The sequence below is a fragment of the Paenibacillus sp. OK003 genome (assembly GCF_900109515.1).
In the GTDB taxonomy this organism is placed as follows: Bacteria; Bacillota; Bacilli; order Paenibacillales; family Paenibacillaceae; genus Paenibacillus; species Paenibacillus marchantiae.
In genome coordinates this window covers 134530-157089 of record NZ_FOBD01000013.1, presented here as the reverse complement: position 1 = coordinate 157089, position 22560 = coordinate 134530, and the positions used below count along the sequence as shown (strand labels likewise).

The 22560-nt window shown below is 47.0% G+C and carries 22 protein-coding genes; 11 read left to right on the top strand and 11 right to left on the bottom strand.

All coding sequences use genetic code 11. The features are described from left to right. Positions 1 to 12: 12 nt before the first annotated feature. The 7 genes from BMW94_RS20600 to BMW94_RS20570 all read left to right on the top strand — a co-directional run bounded on the left by BMW94_RS20600 (position 13) and on the right by BMW94_RS20570 (position 6797). Positions 13 to 1041, top strand: coding sequence for an ABC transporter substrate-binding protein (locus BMW94_RS20600; RefSeq protein ID WP_091000807.1), 1029 nt, complete (start codon positions 13 to 15; stop codon positions 1039 to 1041). A 27-nt stretch (positions 1042 to 1068) separates the two neighbouring features. Continuing rightward, on the top strand, positions 1069 to 1845 hold the full coding sequence (locus tag BMW94_RS20595) for an ABC transporter ATP-binding protein (protein ID WP_091000806.1): 777 nt from the start codon (positions 1069 to 1071) through the stop codon (positions 1843 to 1845). Between the two features lie 16 nt (positions 1846 to 1861). Continuing rightward, positions 1862 to 2635, top strand: a complete 774-nt coding sequence (locus BMW94_RS20590) for an ABC transporter permease (protein WP_064639209.1) — start codon at positions 1862 to 1864, stop codon at positions 2633 to 2635. 237 nt (positions 2636 to 2872) lie between these two features. Then, positions 2873 to 3682, top strand: coding sequence for a DUF92 domain-containing protein (locus BMW94_RS20585; protein ID WP_091000857.1), 810 nt, complete (start codon positions 2873 to 2875; stop codon positions 3680 to 3682). A 13-nt stretch (positions 3683 to 3695) separates the two neighbouring features. Beyond that, positions 3696 to 4274 (top strand): TetR/AcrR family transcriptional regulator, encoded by a 579-nt coding sequence (locus BMW94_RS20580; RefSeq protein WP_091000805.1) that lies wholly within the window; start codon positions 3696 to 3698, stop codon positions 4272 to 4274. 79 nt (positions 4275 to 4353) lie between these two features. Then, complete coding sequence (locus tag BMW94_RS20575; RefSeq protein WP_091000804.1) at positions 4354 to 6288, top strand: ABC-F family ATP-binding cassette domain-containing protein; 1935 nt, start codon at positions 4354 to 4356, stop codon at positions 6286 to 6288. Positions 6289 to 6554: 266 nt separating this feature from the next. Next, on the top strand, positions 6555 to 6797 hold the full coding sequence (locus BMW94_RS20570; protein ID WP_091000803.1) for a hypothetical protein: 243 nt from the start codon (positions 6555 to 6557) through the stop codon (positions 6795 to 6797). 188 nt (positions 6798 to 6985) lie between these two features. On the opposite strand, the gene BMW94_RS20565 is transcribed toward BMW94_RS20570, so the two are convergent. From BMW94_RS20565 to BMW94_RS20545, 5 genes are all read right to left on the bottom strand, one after another. Further along, positions 6986 to 8026, bottom strand: a complete 1041-nt coding sequence (locus tag BMW94_RS20565) for a M42 family metallopeptidase (RefSeq protein WP_091000802.1) — start codon at positions 8024 to 8026, stop codon at positions 6986 to 6988. A gap of 117 nt (positions 8027 to 8143) precedes the next feature. Next, entirely contained in the window at positions 8144 to 8533 is a 390-nt protein-coding gene (locus BMW94_RS20560) for a LapA family protein (protein WP_091000801.1), read from the bottom strand. Between the two features lie 136 nt (positions 8534 to 8669). Next, on the bottom strand, positions 8670 to 10460 hold the full coding sequence (gene pepF, locus BMW94_RS20555; RefSeq protein ID WP_091000800.1) for an oligoendopeptidase F: 1791 nt from the start codon (positions 10458 to 10460) through the stop codon (positions 8670 to 8672). A gap of 200 nt (positions 10461 to 10660) precedes the next feature. Beyond that, complete coding sequence (locus tag BMW94_RS20550; RefSeq protein WP_024629224.1) at positions 10661 to 10846, bottom strand: hypothetical protein; 186 nt, start codon at positions 10844 to 10846, stop codon at positions 10661 to 10663. Between the two features lie 3 nt (positions 10847 to 10849). Continuing rightward, positions 10850 to 11083, bottom strand: a complete 234-nt coding sequence (locus tag BMW94_RS20545; protein ID WP_017689395.1) for a hypothetical protein — start codon at positions 11081 to 11083, stop codon at positions 10850 to 10852. Between the two features lie 163 nt (positions 11084 to 11246). Between BMW94_RS20545 and BMW94_RS20540 the strand changes: the two genes are divergently transcribed. Next, the gene (locus BMW94_RS20540) at positions 11247 to 11444 is read left to right on the top strand and encodes a cold shock domain-containing protein (protein ID WP_017689394.1); all 198 of its coding nucleotides are present in this window, start codon (positions 11247 to 11249) and stop codon (positions 11442 to 11444) included. A 148-nt stretch (positions 11445 to 11592) separates the two neighbouring features. On the opposite strand, the gene BMW94_RS20535 is transcribed toward BMW94_RS20540, so the two are convergent. Beyond that, positions 11593 to 12762, bottom strand: coding sequence for an MFS transporter (locus BMW94_RS20535; protein ID WP_091000799.1), 1170 nt, complete (start codon positions 12760 to 12762; stop codon positions 11593 to 11595). Between the two features lie 37 nt (positions 12763 to 12799). Then, positions 12800 to 14140 (bottom strand): polysaccharide biosynthesis protein, encoded by a 1341-nt coding sequence (locus BMW94_RS20530; RefSeq protein WP_091000798.1) that lies wholly within the window; start codon positions 14138 to 14140, stop codon positions 12800 to 12802. A 179-nt stretch (positions 14141 to 14319) separates the two neighbouring features. On the opposite strand from BMW94_RS20530, the gene BMW94_RS20525 reads away from it, so the two are divergent. Both BMW94_RS20525 and pfkA read left to right on the top strand, forming a co-directional pair. Then, a complete protein-coding gene (locus BMW94_RS20525) occupies positions 14320 to 15399 on the top strand; it encodes a tetraprenyl-beta-curcumene synthase family protein (protein WP_175480778.1) in 1080 nt (359 codons plus the stop codon). A 53-nt stretch (positions 15400 to 15452) separates the two neighbouring features. After that, entirely contained in the window at positions 15453 to 16424 is a 972-nt protein-coding gene (pfkA, locus tag BMW94_RS20520) for a 6-phosphofructokinase (protein WP_091000797.1), read from the top strand. Positions 16425 to 16509: 85 nt separating this feature from the next. Here pfkA and BMW94_RS20515 read toward each other — a convergent pair whose 3' ends face one another. From BMW94_RS20515 to BMW94_RS20500, 4 genes are all read right to left on the bottom strand, one after another. Beyond that, complete coding sequence (locus BMW94_RS20515) at positions 16510 to 17871, bottom strand: MATE family efflux transporter (protein ID WP_091000856.1); 1362 nt, start codon at positions 17869 to 17871, stop codon at positions 16510 to 16512. Between the two features lie 208 nt (positions 17872 to 18079). Next, entirely contained in the window at positions 18080 to 19261 is a 1182-nt protein-coding gene (locus BMW94_RS20510; RefSeq protein WP_091000796.1) for a putative glycoside hydrolase, read from the bottom strand. A gap of 161 nt (positions 19262 to 19422) precedes the next feature. After that, positions 19423 to 19611, bottom strand: coding sequence for a hypothetical protein (locus tag BMW94_RS20505; RefSeq protein ID WP_170867818.1), 189 nt, complete (start codon positions 19609 to 19611; stop codon positions 19423 to 19425). A 175-nt stretch (positions 19612 to 19786) separates the two neighbouring features. Continuing rightward, a complete protein-coding gene (locus BMW94_RS20500; RefSeq protein ID WP_091000795.1) occupies positions 19787 to 20608 on the bottom strand; it encodes a YitT family protein in 822 nt (273 codons plus the stop codon). A 307-nt stretch (positions 20609 to 20915) separates the two neighbouring features. Between BMW94_RS20500 and BMW94_RS20495 the strand changes: the two genes are divergently transcribed. Next, positions 20916 to 22508, top strand: coding sequence for a degradosome RNA helicase CshA (locus BMW94_RS20495; RefSeq protein WP_091000794.1), 1593 nt, complete (start codon positions 20916 to 20918; stop codon positions 22506 to 22508). Positions 22509 to 22560: the final 52 nt, after the last annotated feature.

The following is a 22560-nucleotide window of genomic DNA, read 5'->3' as shown; positions in this document are numbered from 1 at the left end:
GGGGTGCATACTTTGAGAAAACCGTCCACCTTAACGGGTGTGTTATTAATGCTCTTATCCATGTTATTGATATTATCGGGATGTTCTGCAAACGAAACGGTATCCGAAGCAAAAGGCGCATCCGGCACAGAGGCCAAAAAAGTGAAAATCCGGATCGCAGATACAAGTACGAACCCAACATTCAGGGTAGCCATTGCCAAAGGTTTCTTTGCGAGCCACGGCATTGATGCAGAGAGCATTACGTTTGGTTCGCCAGCGGAAGGTGTAAATGCGCTATTTATCAAGCAGGTGGATATTGCGTACGGAGCTGACTTTCCTGTATTGAACGCTTTGGCAAAAGGGGATTACTCTGTCATTGCTTCCGCAGGTCAGGCTACGAATGAAGCGGCAGCTGCGTGGAAGTTGTATGCCAAGAATGATATACAGAGTGGAGCCGATCTGAAAGGTAAAAAAGTAAGTTTCATCCGCGGTACGTTTATTCCTTATCTGTGGGATGAATATTTGAAGGACCAGGGACTGGAACTAACTGATGTAACCCAGGTGGGTCAGGGAGCATTTGACGAAGCCTACATTGCACTAAAGCAGGGCGATCTAGATGCAACCTGGGTCATTGGTTCCGCCTTGACTGATAAATTTGATGCGCTTGAAGGCGTGCATCAGCTCACCGATATGTCCCAAACCCCTGTACGTCTTGGAATGGGGCTCGTAGCAAGCAATGAATTAATCCAGGGGAACCCTGAAACGGTGAGTGGTTTTCTCACGGCGCTGAATGAAGCCTCCGTGTATGCCCAGGCACATCCTGAAGAGGTTGCAGACCTGATGTATAAGGAAACCAAGCAGCCTAAGGAGGCCACCTTGAAGGATCTGCCAATCAATCCATGGGAAGTTGGATTTACCCAGGCAGCTTATGACAGTCTGGCAGGGCAGAAGCAATATATGGTGGATAACGGGATCATCGAACACGATTTCGATCTCGATAACAAACTGAACCTGGAGCTCCTGAAGCAGGCACTGCCAGATAAAGTGACTTATAGCAAATAACTTGCAAATTGCATTGGAGGTGTTCTCATGTCCTTACCTGCAGATCAGCATACGATTCGTATCGAGCAGCTTCGTAAAACATACAATGCCCCCACCCATGGGGATGTACACTATATTATCAAGGATGTCGATCTGGTCATCAAGGGAGGGCAATTCTTTGTCCTGCTCGGTCCCAGCGGATGTGGCAAGTCCACGCTTCTAAATATGATTGCAGGCTTTATCTCTAAGTCGGGCGGTCAGCTCAAGGTGGATAATAAGGAGATTGATAGGCCAGGCAAAGATCGGGCCATGGTATTCCAGCAGGCGGATTCTTCTCTTTTCCCGTGGCTTACCGTAAGGGAGAATGTGGAGTTTGGACTTCGGATGTCCAAGGTGCCAAAGTCTCAGCGGCGTACAATATCAGACCGATACATCGAGCTTGTTGGACTGGGTAGTCATGAAGCCAAATTTCCGAAGGAGCTGTCAGGTGGCATGAAGCAGCGGGTGCAATTGGCCCGGGTGCTAGCCAACGATTCGGCCATCCTGTTGATGGATGAACCCTTTGGAGCGTTGGATGCAATGACTCGGCGTACGATGCAGAAAGAGCTGGTCAATATTTGGCAGGAAACCCACAAGACCGTTATTTTTGTCACTCATGATATTCAGGAGGCGCTCTTGCTGGGTCAGCGGATCGGAATTATGTCAGTAGGACCTTCTTCGAAGATAACGGATATTTACGACAATACTCTGTCTTATCCAAGGAACATTGCCTCATCTGAGTTCAACACGCTATATGATCAGATTCAAAGCCATTTTGAAGAATAATTGAGGTGATAGCAAGATGAGATGGTTGGAGAAGAAGTGGGTGTCTATCCCTCTATTGTGGGTGACGGTTATTCTGATTTGGCAGCTTGGAGCCATGCTCTATGGACCCGACGTGATTCCCGGTCCATGGGATACGATTCTTGGTGCTCGTGAACTGATTGCTGACGGTACACTGATGCAGTATATCGGAATTAGCTTTACACGTGTGCTTGCGGGTTGGGTACTTGGCAGTGTGATAGCGATCCCGGTAGGGCTGATTATCGGCAAGGTTCATATGATCCGGCTGTTTGCCGAACCTTTCCTTAATTTTATCCGCTTTATTCCGCCGATTGCATTCATTACTCTATTCCTGGTCTGGTTCGGAATCGGGGAGCAATCGAAGATTGCACTCATCATGTATGCAACGTTCTTCATCGTTGTGTTAAACACGCTGACAGGTGTACTCTCCATTGAAGAAGACAAGATCCGGTCAGCCCGCAGTATGGGAGCAAACGAATGGCAGATTTTGCTGCATGTCGTTGTTCCGGCGACGACTCCGTATATCTTCACGGGGGTACGATTGGCAATGGGCACTTCCTATATGGCTATTATCGGCGCAGAGATGATTGCTGCGAATGAAGGTGTTGGTTATCTGATCTGGAATTCCCGATTATTCTTTCGCACAGATTGGATCTTTGTCGGCCTGATTTCTCTGGGCTTTATGGGCTTCCTCACCGATCGGTTGTTCAATTGGTTTGGTCGCAGCGTGCTCTACCGTTATGGTGTAATTGGTGGAACGAAGCGGGTCTGAACTGGAACTTGAGGTGATGTAATCCTCGAATTCTTGGTCAAACGGAAGAAGGATCACTCATCTCAGTTTTATCGCAATATCATAGACCTGATTTGGTAGCTTTCAAAGCTGCTGAATCAGGTTTTTTGTATGCGGGGCTGGGGAGTTTCGGCATTGGGATCAAACCGTGGTATAATTGAATTTCAAAAATATAAAACGTCATGTGGGCCATGGATGCTGCCACATGCAGGAGAACTTATGGACTGGATTATTGGCGCCGTATGCGCTTTTATTGTGGCGGTTGCTGCCTACGCGAAGAAGTCGCTAACCCTGTCCGGCTGCCTCGCGGCTGTGATCATGGGTACGATATATTACGGAGCGGGCAACCTGTTCTGGTTTGGAACACTGCTGTTGTTTTTCATTACCTCAACGCTGTTCTCCAAATTTCGCAAGGATCGCAAGCAGGAGCTTGAGAAATCGTATGCCAAGACGGGTAATCGTGATGCTGGACAGGTTATGGCTAACGGTGGAATCGGCATGTTTCTTGTTCTGGGGAACTGGGTCCTCCCACACCCAGCTTGGATGTATGCTTTTATCGGTGTCATGGCTACCGTTACTTCAGATACATGGGCAACCGAGTGGGGAAGTCTCAGCCGTAAGCCGCCACGCTCTGTCGTGACGTGGAAGGTGCTGACTCCAGGTACCTCTGGAGGTGTTTCATTACTTGGGACACTAGCTGCTGCCATAGGCGGAGCTCTAATTGGGGCAGGAGCGTTCTTCTTTTCCTCGATTGCCGGGATCGAAGGCTTGAGTCTGCTTAGCTGGACGTGTGTCGGCCTTGTCGGCGGATTGGCTGGAGCTTTTGCCGATTCCTATCTGGGCGCAACGGTTCAGTATATGTATCGTTGTACTGTGTGCGGCCGTGAGGTCGAGGTAAGTGAGCATTGTGGACACAAAACCGTTCGATCGCGTGGCTGGTCTTGGATGAGTAATGATCTGGTAAACGTGCTCAGTTCATTGATCGGCGGATGTTTGGCGATCGGTTTGGGTATCATTTTGGCGTCGTAGGGAGGGAGTGCGTTTGAGCACTGTGCAAGGAGACAAATCGGAGGCTATTCTGGATGCAGCTTACGGTATTTTCGGTTCAAAAGGATTCTATGAGACGAAAATGTCCGATATTGCGGACGAAGCGGGCATCGCGAAAGGCACCATTTATTTATATTTTAAAAATAAGGAACAATTATTTGTTGCCGTATCCAAGCGGGACTGCGACAATTTTATCAGTCGCCTGGATTATGCGTTGAACTCACATCAGAGTACGGGCGATAAGCTTGGTGCGATCGCCAAGACTCACCTGACGTATTATTATGAGCGTCGCAATCATACCAAGATGTTTTTCATGGCACCCAATAATGATCCGGATCTGATGAAATTCATGAAGGCATTTATGAATGAATATATGAGCATGGTGCGTGAGGTATTAGAGAATGCTGGCGTACCTGAGCCTGTGCTGCTTGCAGAAGCTTATATCGGAATTCTCGATCGGCTAAAGATGGATATTATGCTGAATCCGGAGTTTAACGAGGAACATCTGAACAAACGAATTGCCTTTGCAGCAGCTCTGTTTCTGGACGGATGTCGTTCCTTTTTGCAAGTATAGCGTGAGTGAGCGTAGTTGCATTGCATCTTAAGTGCAGCTTCATATTGAATTTATTTTACAGAGAAGTAGGTTACGACCAATGAACATAATGACGGTAGAGCAAGTTGCGAAAAGCTATGGTGAGAAAATATTGTTTAAAGACGCCTCATTCGGCATGGGCGATCAGGACAAGATTGGTGTCGTTGGTGTCAATGGAACCGGGAAGTCCACATTTTTGCGTGTCATTGCAGGTATGGAGCCAGCGGATGAGGGACAGATCTCGATTGGGAATGACGTGCGTATACAGTTCCTGGCACAGAATCCGCAGTTTAACCCGGATAATACAGTCTTGCAACAAGTATTTGAAGGCGACAGCCCGGAGATGAAAACGGTACGTGAGTATACAGAAACGATGGAGCTACTGGAACTTAATCCTTCCGATCCGGCACTGCAAGAGCGTTTGTTGCTTTTGAACCAGCAGATGGAGCAGCTTCAGGTCTGGCAGATGGAAAGTGAAGCGAAGAGCATTCTGTCCAAACTGGGCATTCGTCAATTCGATGCGCTGATGGGCACATTGTCAGGTGGACAACGTAAACGGGTAGCGCTTGCCTCTGCGCTGATTCATCCCTGCGAATTGCTCATTCTGGATGAGCCTACGAACCATATTGATAATGATTCCGTAGTTTGGCTGGAACAGTATTTGCAAAAACGGCGAGGCGCTCTGCTCATGATCACACATGATCGCTATTTCCTGGATCGTGTAGCAAATGTGATGCTGGAGCTGGATCATGGACGTTTATTCCGGTATGAGGCCAACTATACTCGCTTCCTGGAACTGAAGGCTGAGCGTGAAGAGCGTGAATCCGCATCGGAACAAAAACGGCAAAATCTGCTGCGTACGGAGCTCGCCTGGATTCGTCGCGGTGCAAAAGCACGGACCACGAAACAAAAAGCGAGAATTGATCGATTTGAACAGTTGAAGGATCAACAGGGTCCCAATCGCTCAGGCTCACTAGAGGTATCCGTGGGGTCCACACGTTTGGGTAAAAAAATACTGGAGATTGAGCATCTGTCCAAATCGGCGGATGGCCGAAAATTGATTGACGATCTCAGTTACATTGCGGTACCAGGTGACCGGGTAGGTATTGTCGGCCCGAACGGTAGCGGTAAATCAACCTTGCTGCAAATGATTTCTGGCAAGCTGGAGCCCGATGCCGGGGAGGTTGTTGTGGGCCCGACAGTTAATCTGGGCTACTTCACTCAGGAGCATCAGGAGATGAATGAATCTCTGCGGGTTATTGAGTACATCAAGGAAGTGGCCGAGAATATAAAAACGGCGGATGGATCTCTCATTACCGCTGCTCAGATGCTGGAACGTTTCCTCTTCACCCCAGCGTCACAGTGGACACCCATCTCCCGTCTGTCTGGCGGAGAAAAGCGTCGTCTATACCTGCTGCGTGTGCTGATGGCTGCACCGAATGTCCTGCTGCTGGATGAGCCGACGAATGACCTGGACATTCAGACACTTGCAGTACTCGAAGATTACCTGGATGATTTCCCGGGTGTTGTATTTGTTGTATCCCATGACCGGTACTTCCTGGATCGGACGGTGGATAAAGTACTGTCTTTTGAAGGTGGCGGTGCTGTGCGTGTGCATGTTGGGGACTATAGTGAATATGCAGAATGGATGCTGAAAAATGCCCCTGGATCTTCTCAGGATAGCGGGGCGGGAACAGCAGCTAAAGTGAAACCGGCAACGGAGGATAATAAACCTGCTGCCTCGGCGGCTAAACCTAAGCTGAAGTTCAGCTTCAAGGAACAGCGTGAATATGACCAGATTGATGAGAATATTGAGAAAGCTGAAGCCAATCTCGCCCGCATTAATAAAGAGATGGAAGAATCGTTCAGCGATTCAACCCGTCTGCAGGAGTTAATGGCAGAGCAGGCGGAGGCGGAGCGTCATCTGGACGAACTGATGGAGCGGTGGACCGTTCTGAATGAGCTTGCGGAACAGATTGAAAACAGCAAATCTTAAAGTATAATTCAATGAATCGTCCTCTCTTCAAAAAGCGACTTGCAGTCGTCTTTTGGGGGAGGGCGATTTTTTTGAATTGATGTAAATGAATTTATATGAAACGTTAACCATATTCAAACCGTTTATTAAATAAAGAATTCCATAGAAGGGGGAGAACTCCACATCCATGTACAGAGAACTGAATGAACAATTGGCAGTGATCAAGGAAAAGGGAAGAATGTACGAGAAATGGAATGATCGGCTGGAGAAGCTGAATCAGGAGGAAGATGGCTGTAAACACGGAATTACACCTTGGAGGCCTGCTTTCATTCGCAGACTATTTCTTCGATAATCTCTTTGTGGACTGGATGGTTCAAGACAAAATTCGCAAAGCAGAAACCCAGGTGAAGGATGGACTGAATGCAGTGCGAAGCACGATGCGTGTACTGAAGAATCAGATTCAGGAGCACAAGGTGAAGTTGGAGCATCTGGAACGTAGGTATTGCGAACATATTGAACGAGCGGACTGAGACATTTCAAAGAAGAAGGACACTTCTGGCTTGCTCCTAAACGGCGCAGCTGAAGTGTCCTTTTTTACATGTTAAAAGTGAATCTTAGATATCCAAGTCGGCATGCCCGACAAGATCGAGATACACAACTCTGATCATGAATTCAAATGCTGTATTGCCTTTCTACTTGTCCATGACCATGTCCCATTTTACTTGGTCGTAATATATGCGGCAAGCAGTCTCGCTGTATTCAGGACAGCGTCTTTATGCGTGCGTTCCATGGAGTGGGAAGCGTGAACGCCCGGACCAATCAACGCAGCGCGAATGTTATTTCCTCCACGTAATGCTGCGCTGCCATCGGAGCCGTATTGTGGATAAATATCAACGACATAATCAAGGTTTGCTTGTTTGGCCAGTTCGATCAGTCGAGTGGTCATATCGTAGTCATATGGTCCCGATGAATCCTTGGCACAGATGGATACATCCGTCTCTTTGCAGCTAAGGTCGTCACCCATTGCGCCCATGTCTACAGCAATCAATTCGCTGATTTCCGCTGGGATATAAGATGCGCCGTGTCCAACCTCTTCGTAGTTCGAGATAAGCAGCGAAACGTTATGTATTGGTTTCCAGTTTTCTCGATGTGCAGATTCCAGGATACCGAACAAGGCAGCTACGCTGGCTTTATCATCAAGGTGACGCGACTTGATATATCCGCTGGGCGTAATGACCGCACGGGCATCGAAGGAAATAAAGTCCCCAACAGAGATGCCCAATGCCAGAACATCTTCCTTGGAAGAGACCACTTCATCAATACGTACTTCCATATGGCTCTCGCTTCGCTCAAACGTGCGTGCATCTGGATAGACGTGTACAGATGGGTGCAGGGAGAGAATGGTGCCTGTATAGGTCTTTCCATCACGTGTGTGGATGGTGCAATACTCATTCTCGATACTGTTCATGGTAAATCCACCGACAGAGGTGAGCTTCAGTGTACCGTAGGAAGTGATGGAACGCACCATAGCTCCCAATGTATCCACATGTGCGCTCAGTCCGATCGTTCTGGAAGAGTCCTGCCCAGGCAATGTAAGCACAGCTCCGCCTTTGTTGTTCAATTCAAAAGCGATATGAAGTGATTCAGCTTCCTTGCGGATCATCTCAATAATATCGTGGGTATAGCCACTAGGGCTGGGGGTGTCGAGTAACTTTTTCAGAAAAGACAGGACATAAGATTCGTCAATGGTAAAACTCATATGAAAATTTCCTCCTCGTTAATAAATGTGCAGAAAGTCGTTCTAAAAACAGAATACAGCCTGTCTGGCAGAATGTACAATCCCATTCTTGATAGCCAGCAGGCTGCCTCTGATGTGTTACAGCGTACCCGAAGAATTTCCTTTTCGTTGACTCTGAATGGAATCGGACTCCACCGAAGTGTTGTCCGAATCAGTCGTTCCGAATGTATCTATGGATTTAAACGAATCCAGAGAGGAGGAAGAGCTGCTTGCTGCGGAGCTTTCCAATTCGGATACACGCAGCTTCAATTGCTTGTTCTCGCGTTGCAGTCGATATTGGCGGAAGATGCCATAAGAACCTACAATGATTCCACCGATTAGGGTGCAGCCAAGAATGAGCAGAATAAGCGGGATTTGAACCGTGTTAAATAGCAGGTTGACTTGCACGGAATCCACATTAATGACCGCAAAAATTCCGGTAAGTAATGCAAAAACGAGACCTGCGATGAGTGCCCATTGCATTTTCATGGTGGTGCCTCCTTGTTGAACAATTCAAGACTATGTATGCAATTACCCTAATTCATGGCTCTTGCATCTTGCTTGATTATAAAATCCCTTGCCCGAATGGGCAAGGGACACAGGTCACATGGACGAGAGAGCAACCTTATTTCGTTAGTTGTTCCATTTGCTCAATCAGTTCCTTGAACACACTCATAGCTTCGCGAATCGGCTCTGGCGTAGACATATCCACTCCTGCTTTTTTCAGGATGTTGATGGAATAGTCACTGCCACCGCTCTTGAGGAATCCAAGATAACGGTCCACGGCAGGTTGGCCTTCTTCCAGAATTTGCTTGGAGAAACTGGTCGCTGCTGAGAAGCCGGTCGCATATTTGTACACGTAGAAGCTGTTATAGAAGTGGGGAATACGCGCCCATTCCATTTCAATTTCTTTGTCCACCACCATGCTGTTTCCATGGTATTTGACGTTAAGGTCATAATAAATTTCCGAAAGCAGTTGAGGTGTGAGAGCTTCACCCTGTTCAGCACGCTCGTGAATAATTTTTTCGAATTCTGCAAACATGGTTTGACGGAATACGGTGGTACGGAACTGATCTGCATAATACGTCAGCAAGTACAGTTTTTCCTTGGGGTCCGTCGATTTATTGAGCAGATAATCCATCAACAAGGCTTCATTCGTTGTTGAAGCAACCTCAGCCAGGAAAATGGTGTACTGTGCATCACGATACGGAAGTGTAGTGTCTGAATAGTGGGAATGTAGTGCGTGGCCCATTTCATGTGCCAGTGTAAACATGCTATTCAGGTTATCTTTGTGATTCAACAAGACGTAAGGGTGGGTGCCGTAGGCTCCCCAACTGTATGCGCCTGAACGTTTATTCTCATTTTCGTATACATCAATCCAGCGATCATCATAGCCGGCCTGTAATGCGTCTGCATAATCCTTGCCAAGCGGCTTCAAGCCATCTTTAACCGTTTGTTTTGCTTCCTCGTAGGTAATGTCCATTTTGTATTCATCCACCAATGGGGCGAAAAGGTCATACATATGCAACTTATCTACACCGAGCAATTTTTTGCGAAGGTCCATATAACGGTGTAACAGCGGAAGGCTCTCATGAATCGTATCCACAAGATTGGTATATACATCCTTCGGAATGTTGTCGCCGTAAAGAGACATTTCCATGACGGAAGGATATTTCCGAACATCGGCATAAAACATGTTTTTAGTTACGTTAGCGTTCAGAGCTGCAGCAATCGTGTTCTTTTGCTTGGCATAGGTTTCATACACCGCTTTGAAGGCACGTTCGCGAACTTCCCGATTCGGATTTTCCAAGAACTGAATATAGCTGCCATGAGTCAGTTCCACTTCGTTTCCATGCTCATCCTTTATTTTCGGGAACTTGAGATCTGCGTTGTTCAACATGCTAAAGATGGTCTGTGGTGCCTGGGACAGGTTGCCCACCTGTGCGAGCAATGCTTCCTCGGCTTGGCTCAGTACATGAGCCTTTTCACGTTTCATCTCTTCCAATGTGAACTTATAGGCAGAGAGTTTCTCGTTGGAGATGAGGGCATCCAACTGATCATCCGGAAGGGACAAGATTTCGGGTGTAACATAAGATAATGCTTCACCAACCTGCACGCTTAACTTTTGTGCTTTTTGGGACAGGTTTTGATATGTAGGGTTAGCTGTATCTTCATCTTGATGCATGCGTGCATACACAAAGAGGCGTTCGGTTTTGAGGCTGATCTCATCTTCGAGTTCAAAACAGCTTTTGAGAGTATCGGGTTTGTTCAGTTTGCCCTGGAATTCGGAGGCTTTCTTGGTCAAAGACGATACTTCTTCATATTCCTGATCCCAAGCTTTCTGATCGGCAAATAGATCTTCCAGTTTCCAGGTTTGTTCAGTAGGTACCTCGGAACGTTTCAATAGTTGACTCATGGGAATCCTCCTTTGATGAAGTGATGAGTATATAGACGAAGCTGCCTTCGTCCCACTCGCTTGTGCGGAGAGAGACGAAGGAATCAGACTAAGTACCAGCAGAATGAACAGCGATTTGCGGTATTTCAACGGCCTTCCTCCTCACTATACGAATAATCCCGTATAGTATGACCTGAGGGGCATTGAAATATTTGAAAAAGCTAGGCTCCCATATTGACCAAAAAGTAAACGATCAGGAAAAATGCGAAACAAATCAGCAGGGTGGCAATCAGAGCCATGCCCCGTCTTAAACGATCCGGGATGGAGTTGCGTCCCAGAATCAGCACGATTCCTAGGGAAAAAGCAAGAATTATGAAGATGACAACATTGCTTGAGTCAAGCTGCATGGGCTAGACCCCTTTGAAGGCAGCCATCAGTTGACGCCATTCGTCCTCGCGGTTCTCGAAATCGGCTTTCGGGAAGCGGCGTTCAGCCCAGTGCATCAACGCAGGACGGCTGAGGAATGTATGGCATTCTTCGCCCCATTCTTCCGAGATTTCACGAAGCACCAGATACTTGCCTTGAACTTCTACGGTCATCATATTCCACTTGTCTGTTTTGTATATTTCATGTTTTTTTATCATAGGTAGTCTCCAAACTAACGGTTTTGGTAAAATGATACCGTACCCTTGGATTCAAAGCAAATTTTTTCGACTTTTATGGAAAAGATAAATTGCAATGTAGAAGGTCATACAGTATAATAAGGGTATTCGCCATAGATGGCGATATTTTTAGGAGGTTGTTCATTTGAAAGGTACAGTTAAATGGTTTAACGCAGAAAAAGGCTATGGCTTTATTTCAGTTGAAGGCGGCGAGGACGTATTCGTACATTTCTCCGCAATCCAAGGCGACGGCTTCAAAACATTGGAAGAAGGTCAAGCGGTAGAATTCGAAATTACTGATGGAAACCGTGGTCCTCAAGCAGCTAACGTAAACAAATTGTAAGAATATTTCCGGTCATACGGATTTCTTATAAATGATTGGCTTATAGCTGAATATACGAACCCAAGCACAGTCCCCCCCATGGGAGGCTGTGCTTTTTTTGATATGTTTTGATATGTTGAGATCCATAAGGGAAATCCTTGTTGGATGCTTATGTGCGGCTAGTCATGCTTGACCAAAGCTTCATGGAAAATCCAACAAGTGCGGCCAGGGAAAACGCCATCGCAGTGAGATAGAAGGTGCTTCGGTTGGTATGCTCTAATAGCAATCCCCCCAGGGTTCCGCTGAGCAGACCGGAAGCGCTGGACCACACAATGGTGAACAGGGCCATACCAGTGGCGCGATAGCCATCCGGAACAAGGCGGGTAATATAACGGACTGCAGTCACGTAGAAGATGCCAAAGGTCACGCTATGCATCGTCTGAATAGCAACGACTGCCGCTGGTGTATTTGAGATGGACATCAGAAATAAACGAATCGTATACATCAGTGCAGCGATCGTGAGCAAAGGAAGTTCTTTGTAGCGATTGCCGTATCTGCTTAGCAGCAAAAACACGGGAATCTCACTGACCGAAGAGATCAACAGGGACCAGCCGATCAGCCCTTCACTGGCACCTAGATCTTTCAGCGTAATGGTAAGAAAGGCTTCATTCATCCGGTGACCCAGAGCGAGCAGGAAAACGCAACCGAAAAAGGTGAGGACATCCCTTCGTTTCAAGATGGACCACAGACCCGAAAGATCCATCTTAGTGCTGCTGCCCGAAGGCTGATCTTTTAATCGAAAACCGATCAGGAGTGTAGTTGCGGCCAGCGCAATACATACCCACATCGTCCATCCCGGTCCGAAAGATCCGAGAAAATATCCAATGCTTAACGCAAAGAATGCATAACCGATCGAGCCAAATACACGAATGGAAGTGAAATTTCGCCCGTACTTGCTCGCGGTTGTAATTGCCATCGTATCGGAAAGTGGATAAACCGGGTAGTAGAAAAAGTAAAACAGGGCCACCAGTACAAACACCTGACCAAAGGTTGTGGCATTGGCAAGCATGACACCGGTGAGCAGTTGCCCGGCAAGCAAGATGATCATCACTTTGCGTACGGTTTTGTAGCGGTCACTGGCCATACTCCAGAACATGTTGGAGAATACGGAGACGAGAGGACCGATTCCGTAGAGGTAGCCGATTTCGGCCCGACTGAATCCCAGATGACTGAAGTAAAGCTGGAAATACGATACCACCAGAACGGTGGAACCGAAGATGGTGAACATAAGTGCCCGCAGCCAGTTTTGATCTGGCCGGGCGGTATGACTTGATTTCATGATGAAAGGCTCCATTCTTGATTACAGTTCAAATTTATTATCCCTTGAGGGAAGTTGATTTCCCGGATGGGGTTACAGACATGGTAGGTTCCTTCTGTGTACGCCGGATGACAAGCCAGACAATGACGAGCTCGGCAAGCAGGCCGAGGGATTGAGCGACTGCGCCGATCATGCCGTTCCACGCAGGGAATATGCTGACCAGTATGAGCAGGACGATCACCGTACATATGGCATTGGCCGTCTGGGAGCGAAACATCGTTTTGGTTTGTCCGCGCAGCAGAATCAAACCGTTGCTAAAGTCGAGAAAAGGTGAAATTAGCGGAAACAGTACAAATGCACGCAGCGTCCACAAACTTTGCTGTAGCAGATTGCCCTGAACACTCATTACATTTTCCAATACCCAAGGTCCAAGCGGGGTGTAAGCAATCGATACGGTCATGGCAAAAGGAATAAATCCGGTGACCAGTGCGAACTTTTTCACCAGTTTGGGATCAACAAGATAGAAATTTAGCACGATTTGGTGGATGTATGTAAAAAAGCTCAGCATCAACTGCATCAGGCTACTCGCAACGGCAAAGGAAGAGATGGCTAGAGCAATCCCGGTCGTTTTGCCAAGTACGATATTAATGACGGGTCCGATAAACAGGGCCACGAAACTGGACAATAACAGTGGCTTGTAGAAGCGAAAGACGTCTGCCTTGTTTTCAACAGGATGATCCTCCAGCTTGGCTGGCATCTTGCGCTTGATGCTGTTGCCTTCGAGAAAACTGACCAAAGCCTCAATCATCATACCCGCGGCAAAAATGATAGCGCCTACACGTCCACTGTCAATGCTGTCGGTATAGATGAAATACAAGGACAGGCCATACATGCCGGCAAGGCGGAATAACATGCCGATCGTCAGCCATTTTGTACGGTTATTCGTAATAATGATGCCCTGATAGATGTTGCGGATGACCGAAAAGATGCTGACATACATGAGAATCTCGTAAACGTCAATCACTTTGGTTAACAGATCCGGACTTACGCCAAACAGATATTTGAATACACCTGTACCAATGGGAGAATATACGATGAGGAATCCGATCAGGAGCACACAAGCGAGAAATATTTTGGTCACAAACGTGAGGGCCTGAAAGGAAAGGCGATCCCGAACCAGCGCCGAACAGGTTTGACGCAGAAGGGTTGAAGGGCGCTCGGTGAGGGTCAGCAGGCTACCAGCGATGGCGTAGCTGGCAATGACCGTCTCGGGATGAGCGGAACGTGCGAGTGTACTGTTAATGATTACGTGCGAAATGGTAACGAGAGAGGCGGATATGCCCAGTGGGACAAAAAATGCAAATAACCGTCTCCACGAAAGTGGTTCACTTGACGTCATGTCAACGACTCCTTTGATGGATGAAATATGGCTAGTATATCACAAAGCCTTGAAAGCGGATGCGATTTTTTGTGCGGAATATGCGGGAGATCATTTGTACAATTAAGGGGATCATATTATAATAGGATTGGTTAAAAATCGCTCTAATACGTATTCAACCAAGTGGAGGCACATTTATTTTGAGCCAATCAAATCGAAATCGTCATCAATATCCGCGTGGACCGTTGGCATTGATGAGAGGGGTGTACAAATACACCATTCCGGAAACGCGGAAGGAATTGGATGGATGGCGTGCCCAGGCTGAGAAAATTCCGAATGAGGAATTGCGCAATCAGGCACTGGCCAGTCTCAGGGACAAGCAGTTCCACTGTGAAGGCGGGACCGTTTATGCTTTACCTGATTTGCCGAACAGGCACATTCTGATTCCACTGATCGTTTCATATCAGACTATTAGTGATTATTTGGACAATCTGTGTGATCGTAGTACATCGATGGACCCGAATGACTTTCGGCTTCTCCATCAATCTATGCTTGATGCGGTAGATCCCGAAGCAACCCCTGTCAATTATTACGCGCTTCGCGAGGAGCAGGATGATGGTGGATACCTAAGGAATCTGGTGACCTCGTGTCAGGAGCTGACTCGTCAGTTGCCAGGATATGCATCCGCCAAGCCTCAAATTCAGGATCTGGCAGGCCTATACACGGACCTGCAGGTATATAAGCACATCAAGCCGGAACTGAGAGAAACGGCATTGCTGGAATGGTGGTCGGAACATCGCCACCGCACCCCTCAGTTCCGTTGGAACGAATTTGCCGCCGCTACCGGCTCTACGCTGGGCGTATTCATGCTGTTTCTGGCTGCGAGTGATGATCAGCTGACAGAAGAGCAGGCGGCTTCGATCCACACTGCCTATTTTCCTCATGTATGCGCACTGCACATTATGCTTGATTATTTAATCGATCAGGATGAAGATCGCATCGGAGGAGATCTCAACTTCTGCAATTATTATGAGAATGTGGAGACAATGCTGGACCGAATTGCTTTTATTGTGGAGATGGCCCGCAGTGATGTGCAGAAAATTCCGGGGAGTGCGTTTCACCGGATGATTATTGAAGGACTGCTTGCCATTTACCTGTCTGATCCCAAAGTCAGCGAACAACAGGAAGTTCGCGTCGTTTCCAAGCGTCTGATGAAGAATAGTCCGATGACAAGAGTATTTTTCTTTATCTTTAGCCGCTGGATTCGTAAGCATATGTAAGTCAGGCGTTTGTGGTGGGAGCCTGAAGTGAAACTAGAGGAGGAAGAAACATCATGAGAGCAGTAAAGAAAATCGCAGTTTTAACGAGCGGTGGTGATTCACAAGGGATGAACGCGGCTGTTCGTGCGGTTGTTCGCAGCGGACTGTTTCACGGTCTCGAAGTGTACGGGGTTCAACGTGGATACCAGGGTCTTTTGAATAACGACATTTTCCCAATGGACTTGCGTAGTGTAGGGGATATCATCCAGCGTGGGGGAACGGTTCTGCAATCGGCACGCTGCAAGGAATTCTATACCGCTGAAGGTCAGCAAAAAGGCGCAGACATTTTGCGTGCACGTGGCATTGACGGCCTGGTTGTTATTGGTGGAGACGGTTCATACAACGGCGCCAACAAACTGAGCAAGCTGGGCATCAACACGATGGGTCTTCCGGGAACGATTGATAATGACGTTTCTTTCACCGATTACACGATCGGATTCGATACAGCAGTAAGCGTAGTAGTAGATGCAGTTAACAAATTGCGCGATACGATGTCTTCACACGAACGTTCTTCTATCGTTGAAGTTATGGGTCGTCACTGTGGCGATATCGCTTTACATGCAGGACTTGCATCGGGTGCAGAAACGATTCTTGTACCGGAAGTTCCGTTTGACATGGATGAAGTGGCAGATCGCATGAAAGCCAACTTTGCACATGGCAAACGCCACAGTATCATCATCGTTGCTGAAGGTGTGGGCAAAGGTGAGGATGTAGCAAAAGAACTGATGGAACGCTGCCCAACATATGAGCCGCGTGTAACTGTCTTGGGTCACATTCAGCGTGGGGGTACGCCAACTCCGTTTGACCGTAACCTTGCGAGTCGTCTGGGAGATTTCGCAGTTCGCAGTCTGATTGCAGGTGAGACAGACAAAGGTTGCGGTATTATCAAGGGTGAACTGACCCTGACCGATATTGATAAAGTTGTGAATACCAAAAAAGACTTCGATATGGAAACTTACGAGCTTGCACAGCGTTTGTCCCAATAATCGAGTTCCAGTCATCACCAAAAGTTCAAATCAAAAGAGCACAGTCCCGTTTTACCGCGGGCTGTGCTCTTTTTTTATATGTCCATTATTTATTTTCGGCCATACGTACCGAGGCTTGCTTCTGCACAAGAAACAATCTCCAGAGAAGCGCCGTTGCTCCAACAGCAAGGCCGGCAATGAGTCCGACCCAGTATCCAAAGGCACCGAGAGAAGTATACGTAGCCGTGATGTAGCCGACAGGTAGACCGATGATCCAATACGCGACAAACGTTATGATCAATGCAGGATTCACGTCCTTGTAGCCCCGAAGTGCTCCCTGTGTTGGGGTGGCAATGGCATCAGAGATTTGAAAGAAGATGGCGTAAATCAGGAAATGCTGTGTCAAAGCAATAACCTCGCGATCATTCGAGTACACGCCCGCAATTTGTTCCCCGAATACCAGTAATACCACAGCGGTTAACAGAGAAAGGCCAATGGCACCTCCGATACCCAGGAGGCTGTATTGCTTTGCGTCTCTCACACGCCCTGCGCCCGCCTCATAGCCCACAAGAATCGTAAGGGCCATACATATACTCACAGGCAGCATATACAGCGTAGAAGCGAAATTCAGGGCCGCCTGGTGGGCAGCTATCGTAATGGTGTCGAACCGGCTCATTAATAATGTGACCGCTGCAAAGATGGAGGTTTCAAAAAAAGTAGCGAAACCAATGGGAACGCCGATCTTGAGCAGCTCTTTCCATTTGGTCAATGAAATGTTGGGCATTTTCCGAAAGATCCCATATTGGGCAAAGGGCTCAATCCGGTGTACGAAAAAGAGGCTAAGGAGAAAAATGAGCCAGTATGTACTTGCTGTAGCCACACCTGCTCCAACACCTCCCAGTTGTGGGAAGCCCCAGCGTCCGAAGATAAGTAAATAATTCAGGAAGATGTTTACTGGCAGCGAAACAAGCGTAATCATCATGGTGATCCGTGTCTGGCCCAGTGCATCCATAAAACTCCGAAGCACAGTATAGCCGAAAAGGGGGATAACCCCAAAAGCCAAAGCACACAGGAAATAGAAGGCGACTTGGGCAACCCGCGGCTCCAAGGGCATTCCGTTTAGAATCGGACTGAGCAGCAATGTGCCTGCTGCAAGAACGACGATTCCGACCGCCACACCGAGATATAAGGCTTGAATGACGCTATGACCAATTTTGTCATTACGCTTCGAGCCGAGCAGGTGGGAGACGACAGGTGTTATGCCGATCAGAATACCGCTGAGTCCTGTCTGCACCGGCAACCACAGACTTGTGCCAATAGCGACACCCGCGAGATCAGCAGGGGAGAACTTGCCTGACATATTGGTATCGAAAAACGACATGGCAGAGAGGGCGATTTGTGTGGTGAAGATGGGTAGAAATATAATCAGGAATTGCTTTACTTTTTGAGAAAAGCTGGTGGTGGTCATGTTCACTGGCAGTGCCTCACTATTCTTAAGAGTTATCACTAAACTGTCATGTACGGACAGCTATTTATTGTAGTGGATTTTGCCCGATTTGAATAGGGAGGGGGAACGTGGTTGTGCGGAAGGTAAGATTGAGAGCATAGTAAAAAACCTCGCTCCAGAGAATACGGAACGAGGTTATTGGAGTAAAGTGAACAAAAATAAGAGTGCATTATTTATAATTTACATCTGGTGTGTATCGATTGGAGGCATTCCAGAGCAGGTACTCATCTACATTCATGTCTTTCATCGCACGAATTTGGTCCTCTACCTGTTTTTTGCCGTATTTGATGTAATGTCCACTGCCTAACCAGCTTGCGGTAAAGTCCTGAATCCATGGGCGGATAACGGGTTTAAGCTCCTTGGTTGGATCCAGTTTCTTATGTGTATCTTTCATAGAGCCTTTAATGGTTGTATATGGATCTTTATCAGGGTCCTTCACACCGTACCAGCCGGTGGAGTAGTGACTCGGGTAAACCATCGGCGAGATGACATCCACGTTTTCAGATATTTTCACAAAATCCTGTCCAATACCCTCGGCTGCTGGAACAGAGGCGGCGTAACCGAATATATCAACCGAGACTCGAACACCCAGCGGTGCAAGCTCCTTGCGTGCATACTGCACGAATTCAGCTACAATGTCGACTCTGGACTTGTCGGATTTAGTGTATTTCAATGCGTCTGCACGCGTTTCAAAACCTTCCGGAAAACGAACATAATCGAACTGGATTTCCTTAAATCCCAATTTAGCAGCTTCCTTGGCAATCTCTATATTGTAATCCCATACTTCCTTGCTGTAGGGATTCACGAAGCTGTCGCCTTTACCATTGGCCCATACCGAACCGTCCTTATTGCGGAAAGAGAGCTCCGGATTTTTCTTGGCGAGGATTGTATCCTTGAATACGACCACTCGTGCGATCGGGTAAACATCATGTTTTTGCAGACGTTTCATCAAGGCATCCATATCACGGATAAAAGGCTGAGATTTGCCCATTTCCTGTAACGTCTTGTTCTCCGTAGGGTAAGTTATGTAACCGAGATCGTCCTTGATATCAATGACCATGGAATTGAGCTCTGTGTTATCCATCAGATCGAGTAATGATGTCATTCGTGCACCACCGGCGCTGTAAGCCGTCACATAGATGCCTTTGACAATGGGTGCATCAGGTTGTGGGTCGATTTTGGTAGGCGGGTTATCCGCATCAATAACGACCTGTTCTTTTTGAGATTGAATGATGGCGGTATTGAAACTGCTTGTTAATGATTGAAAGGGTTGTTTCCCTTGATCGGCTGTAGCAGGTGTACCACTGAAGGTTCCCCAGACCATAGCCAGTAAAGCCCAAAACATGTTCATTCATTTCCACTCCCCTATGTGCATTCCATGTTTGAATTATACAATAAAGCCTCTGGGCTTTTAACCATATTATTCAAGTGATGAAACATACGGGAAAAATGAAAACCGCTTCCTGTTGAGGGTAACCCCCACAAGAAGCGGCGTGATCAATCTAAAAAAAATTATTGAATGTAAATCTCATTTTGATGCTCACAAATACTGTACTGAATGATTTCCATTGCGTCTCCCTGTTCCAGGATGCCCAGCCCATCCCGGAGAACAATCAGTGAGTCGAGCTCATTCGGTTTTAAGAAAGGGAGCATTTCCGGGCACCATTTGTTGACGATTTCAAACAGTTTTACCGTTTCCATATCCACAATAATCACCCTTCCCTACTCGAATTCCAAAATGGTAAGTCATTCGGCGCGATTCGGAAAAGCACATGGTTCTGTGAAATTGAAGGGCACATCCTGCTATACAACATATTTAGGAGCCGTACACCGTTATTATACCACAATGTTTTGAATTGTTAACCGTACATCTGTCTCAACTTCTGCGGAAAGAGCCCATAACTCCAACCGTTTCCACAATATTAACAAAAGCCTTCGGATCGGTTTCCTTGATAATTCGTTTGATTTCAACGAGTTCGTAGCGAGTAGTCACTGTCATTAACATGTCCTTATCGATGTCTGTATATGCTCCCTGAGTCTTAATTTTGGTGACCCCACGAGGGCGAACAAGCAATTTTTTCAACATCGCTTCGGTTTCATTGGTAATAATGTACAATGTGACTTTGACATGGCTGATGTGAATCAGATCCAGCACTTTGCCTGTGATATAGATCGATACCATGGAGGCAAGCGCGATATTCCAGTCATCATTCAGATAGCCTGCCAGCATAATAATGGCTCCGTTCATGCCAGCCATTACCGTACCAATCGGGAAATCACGATTCCGGGTAAAAATGGAACCAACAATGTCCAGCCCGCCTGTCGAGCCGCCGACTCGGAAAGAAACGCCCGTACCCAGTCCCACTAACACGCCGCCAAATACACAGCTCAGAAGGGGATCTGTTGCCACAGCAAAAACAGGCAGAAGCGCGATGAACCATGAAGTGGCTGCTACCGAAACAATACTTAATGTAATGAAGCGTCGTCCAAGAATAAACCAACCTGCAATGAGCAGAGGGATGTTCAGAACAAAATACATTATACTAAGATTCAAATTCGTGAAATAGCCGAGAAGCATGGAAATACCGGATACCCCGCCGCTAAGAAGCTGATGGGGAACCAAAAACCAGTTGAAGCCGCAGGCAATAGCTGCAGCACCCAATACGATCACTAAAAAGTGCCAAATCATTTTGGGCAATTTAATCACCTCATTTATATTTAAAACCAGATTGCTGGTAATCTTGAATTGTTTTGTGATATAATAATTTGTGGATATTCTTGAGTAGGAAACTTTTCCTAAATGGAGCAATAAAATTTTTTGAAATGTTTCAAACACATGTATGTAGTTTTAGTCTTATGTTTGGGACCCATTCATGGAATTATATTCGTTCGTGAAAATAATTTGGCTTGATGGGATACCCTATAAATATTAACGCTACTTAAGAATACAGACAACAAAGTGGATTGTCCACCATGTCCACCATATAAAAGGAGCATGAATAATTTTGACAAATTTAAATTTCACAGATTTCAATCTTGAACCACTGGTGCTGCAAGCCATCACTGAGCTCGGGTTTGAAGAAGCAACACCGATCCAATCCCAAGCGATTCCTTTGGCACTCGAAGGCAGAGATTTGATTGGTCAAGCACAAACAGGTACGGGTAAAACAGCTGCATTCGGTATTCCGTTGATCAGCAAGATCACTAAAAGTGACGAGAAAATCCGCGCCCTCATTATGGCACCTACACGTGAACTTGCAATCCAAGTTGCTGAAGAAATCGAAAAACTCACTCGCTTCAAAGGTCTGCGCTCCCTGCCAATCTACGGCGGACAAGATATCGTTCGTCAGATTCGTGCACTGAAAAGAAAACCACAGATTATCATTGGTACACCTGGACGTCTCCTTGACCACATCAACCGCAAAACAATCAAACTTGATGATGTACAAACTGTTGTATTGGATGAAGCAGATGAAATGCTCGACATGGGTTTCATGGAGGATATTCAATCCATCCTGAAACAAGTTCCAGACGAGCGCCAAACCATGCTGTTCTCAGCAACAATGCCTCCTAACATTCAAAAATTGGCACAACAATTCTTGAACAATCCTGAGCATATTTCTGTGATCCCGAAACATGTTAGTGCACCATTGATTGACCAATCCTATATCGAAGTACCTGAGCGTCAAAAATTCGAAGCGCTTAGCCGTTTGTTGGATATGGAATCTCCTGAGCTGGCGATCGTATTCGGACGTACTAAACGTCGTGTTGACGAATTGGCTGAAGCTTTGCAAAAACGTGGATACTCTGCTGACGGTCTTCATGGTGACTTGTCCCAGAATCAACGTGATGCGGTAATGCGTAAGTTCCGTGACGGCAGCATTGACGTACTCGTTGCAACAGACGTGGCTGCACGTGGTCTCGATGTATCCGGCGTAACTCACGTTGTGAACTTTGACCTTCCGCAAGATCCGGAGAGCTATGTTCACCGTATCGGTCGTACAGGTCGTGCGGGTAAAGAGGGGGCTGCATGGTCTTTCGTAACTCCGCGTGAGATCGACCACCTGCACTTTATCGAGCGTGTAACACGTCACCGTATTCCGCGCAAACCACTGCCAACCATGGCTGAGGCTGTAGAAGGAAAACAACGTTTGACAGCTGAGCGTTTGCTCGAAATCGTACAATCTGGCGAACTGAACGAATACAAAGGTATCGCGATTCAAATGCTTGAGCAATATGATTCTGTTCAACTGTTGTCAGCTGCGCTGAAGCTCCTGACAGGTGACAAAAAAGATGCTCAGGTTGATCTCACTCCTGAAGATCCGATTCGTGCAAAACGTCGTAAACCGGATGTTCGCTCTGGCGGACGCAAACCATCTGGTTACAGCGGCAACCGCAGCAGCAGTGGTGGTGGCGGTAGTTACAACCGTGATCGCAACAGCAGTGGTGGCGGACGTGGTGGGTACAACCGCGATCGTAACAGCAGTGGAACTGGAAGTGGAAGTGGAAGCAGAGAAGGTGGTTACAATCGTGACCGCAAACCGCGTCCAAGCAGCAATGAAGGACGTCGTCCTGCGAAAGATTCTTCTTTCGAATAATATACAAGCGTGAACTGGAAAATGGGGCAGGGCGACTGCTCCATTTTTTTTA

Excerpts from the sequence above, each read along its gene's own strand:
- BMW94_RS20595 (WP_091000806.1), top strand. The coding sequence starts at position 1,069 with ATGTCCTTACCTGCAGATCAGCATACGATTCGTATCGAGCAGCTTCGT.
- BMW94_RS20590 (WP_064639209.1), top strand. The coding sequence starts at position 1,862 with ATGAGATGGTTGGAGAAGAAGTGGGTGTCTATCCCTCTATTGTGGGTG.
- BMW94_RS20585 (WP_091000857.1), top strand. The coding sequence starts at position 2,873 with ATGGACTGGATTATTGGCGCCGTATGCGCTTTTATTGTGGCGGTTGCT.
- BMW94_RS20575 (WP_091000804.1), top strand. The coding sequence starts at position 4,354 with ATGAACATAATGACGGTAGAGCAAGTTGCGAAAAGCTATGGTGAGAAA.
- BMW94_RS20570 (WP_091000803.1), top strand. The coding sequence starts at position 6,555 with ATGGCTGTAAACACGGAATTACACCTTGGAGGCCTGCTTTCATTCGCA.
- BMW94_RS20565 (WP_091000802.1), bottom strand. The coding sequence starts at position 8,026 with ATGAGTTTTACCATTGACGAATCTTATGTCCTGTCTTTTCTGAAAAAG.
- BMW94_RS20560 (WP_091000801.1), bottom strand. The coding sequence starts at position 8,533 with ATGAAAATGCAATGGGCACTCATCGCAGGTCTCGTTTTTGCATTACTT.
- pepF (WP_091000800.1), bottom strand. The coding sequence starts at position 10,460 with ATGAGTCAACTATTGAAACGTTCCGAGGTACCTACTGAACAAACCTGG.
- BMW94_RS20550 (WP_024629224.1), bottom strand. The coding sequence starts at position 10,846 with ATGCAGCTTGACTCAAGCAATGTTGTCATCTTCATAATTCTTGCTTTT.
- BMW94_RS20545 (WP_017689395.1), bottom strand. The coding sequence starts at position 11,083 with ATGATAAAAAAACATGAAATATACAAAACAGACAAGTGGAATATGATG.
- BMW94_RS20535 (WP_091000799.1), bottom strand. The coding sequence starts at position 12,762 with ATGAAATCAAGTCATACCGCCCGGCCAGATCAAAACTGGCTGCGGGCA.
- BMW94_RS20530 (WP_091000798.1), bottom strand. The coding sequence starts at position 14,140 with ATGACGTCAAGTGAACCACTTTCGTGGAGACGGTTATTTGCATTTTTT.
- pfkA (WP_091000797.1), top strand. The coding sequence starts at position 15,453 with ATGAGAGCAGTAAAGAAAATCGCAGTTTTAACGAGCGGTGGTGATTCA.
- BMW94_RS20515 (WP_091000856.1), bottom strand. The coding sequence starts at position 17,871 with ATGACCACCACCAGCTTTTCTCAAAAAGTAAAGCAATTCCTGATTATA.
- BMW94_RS20510 (WP_091000796.1), bottom strand. The coding sequence starts at position 19,261 with ATGAACATGTTTTGGGCTTTACTGGCTATGGTCTGGGGAACCTTCAGT.
- BMW94_RS20505 (WP_170867818.1), bottom strand. The coding sequence starts at position 19,611 with ATGGAAACGGTAAAACTGTTTGAAATCGTCAACAAATGGTGCCCGGAA.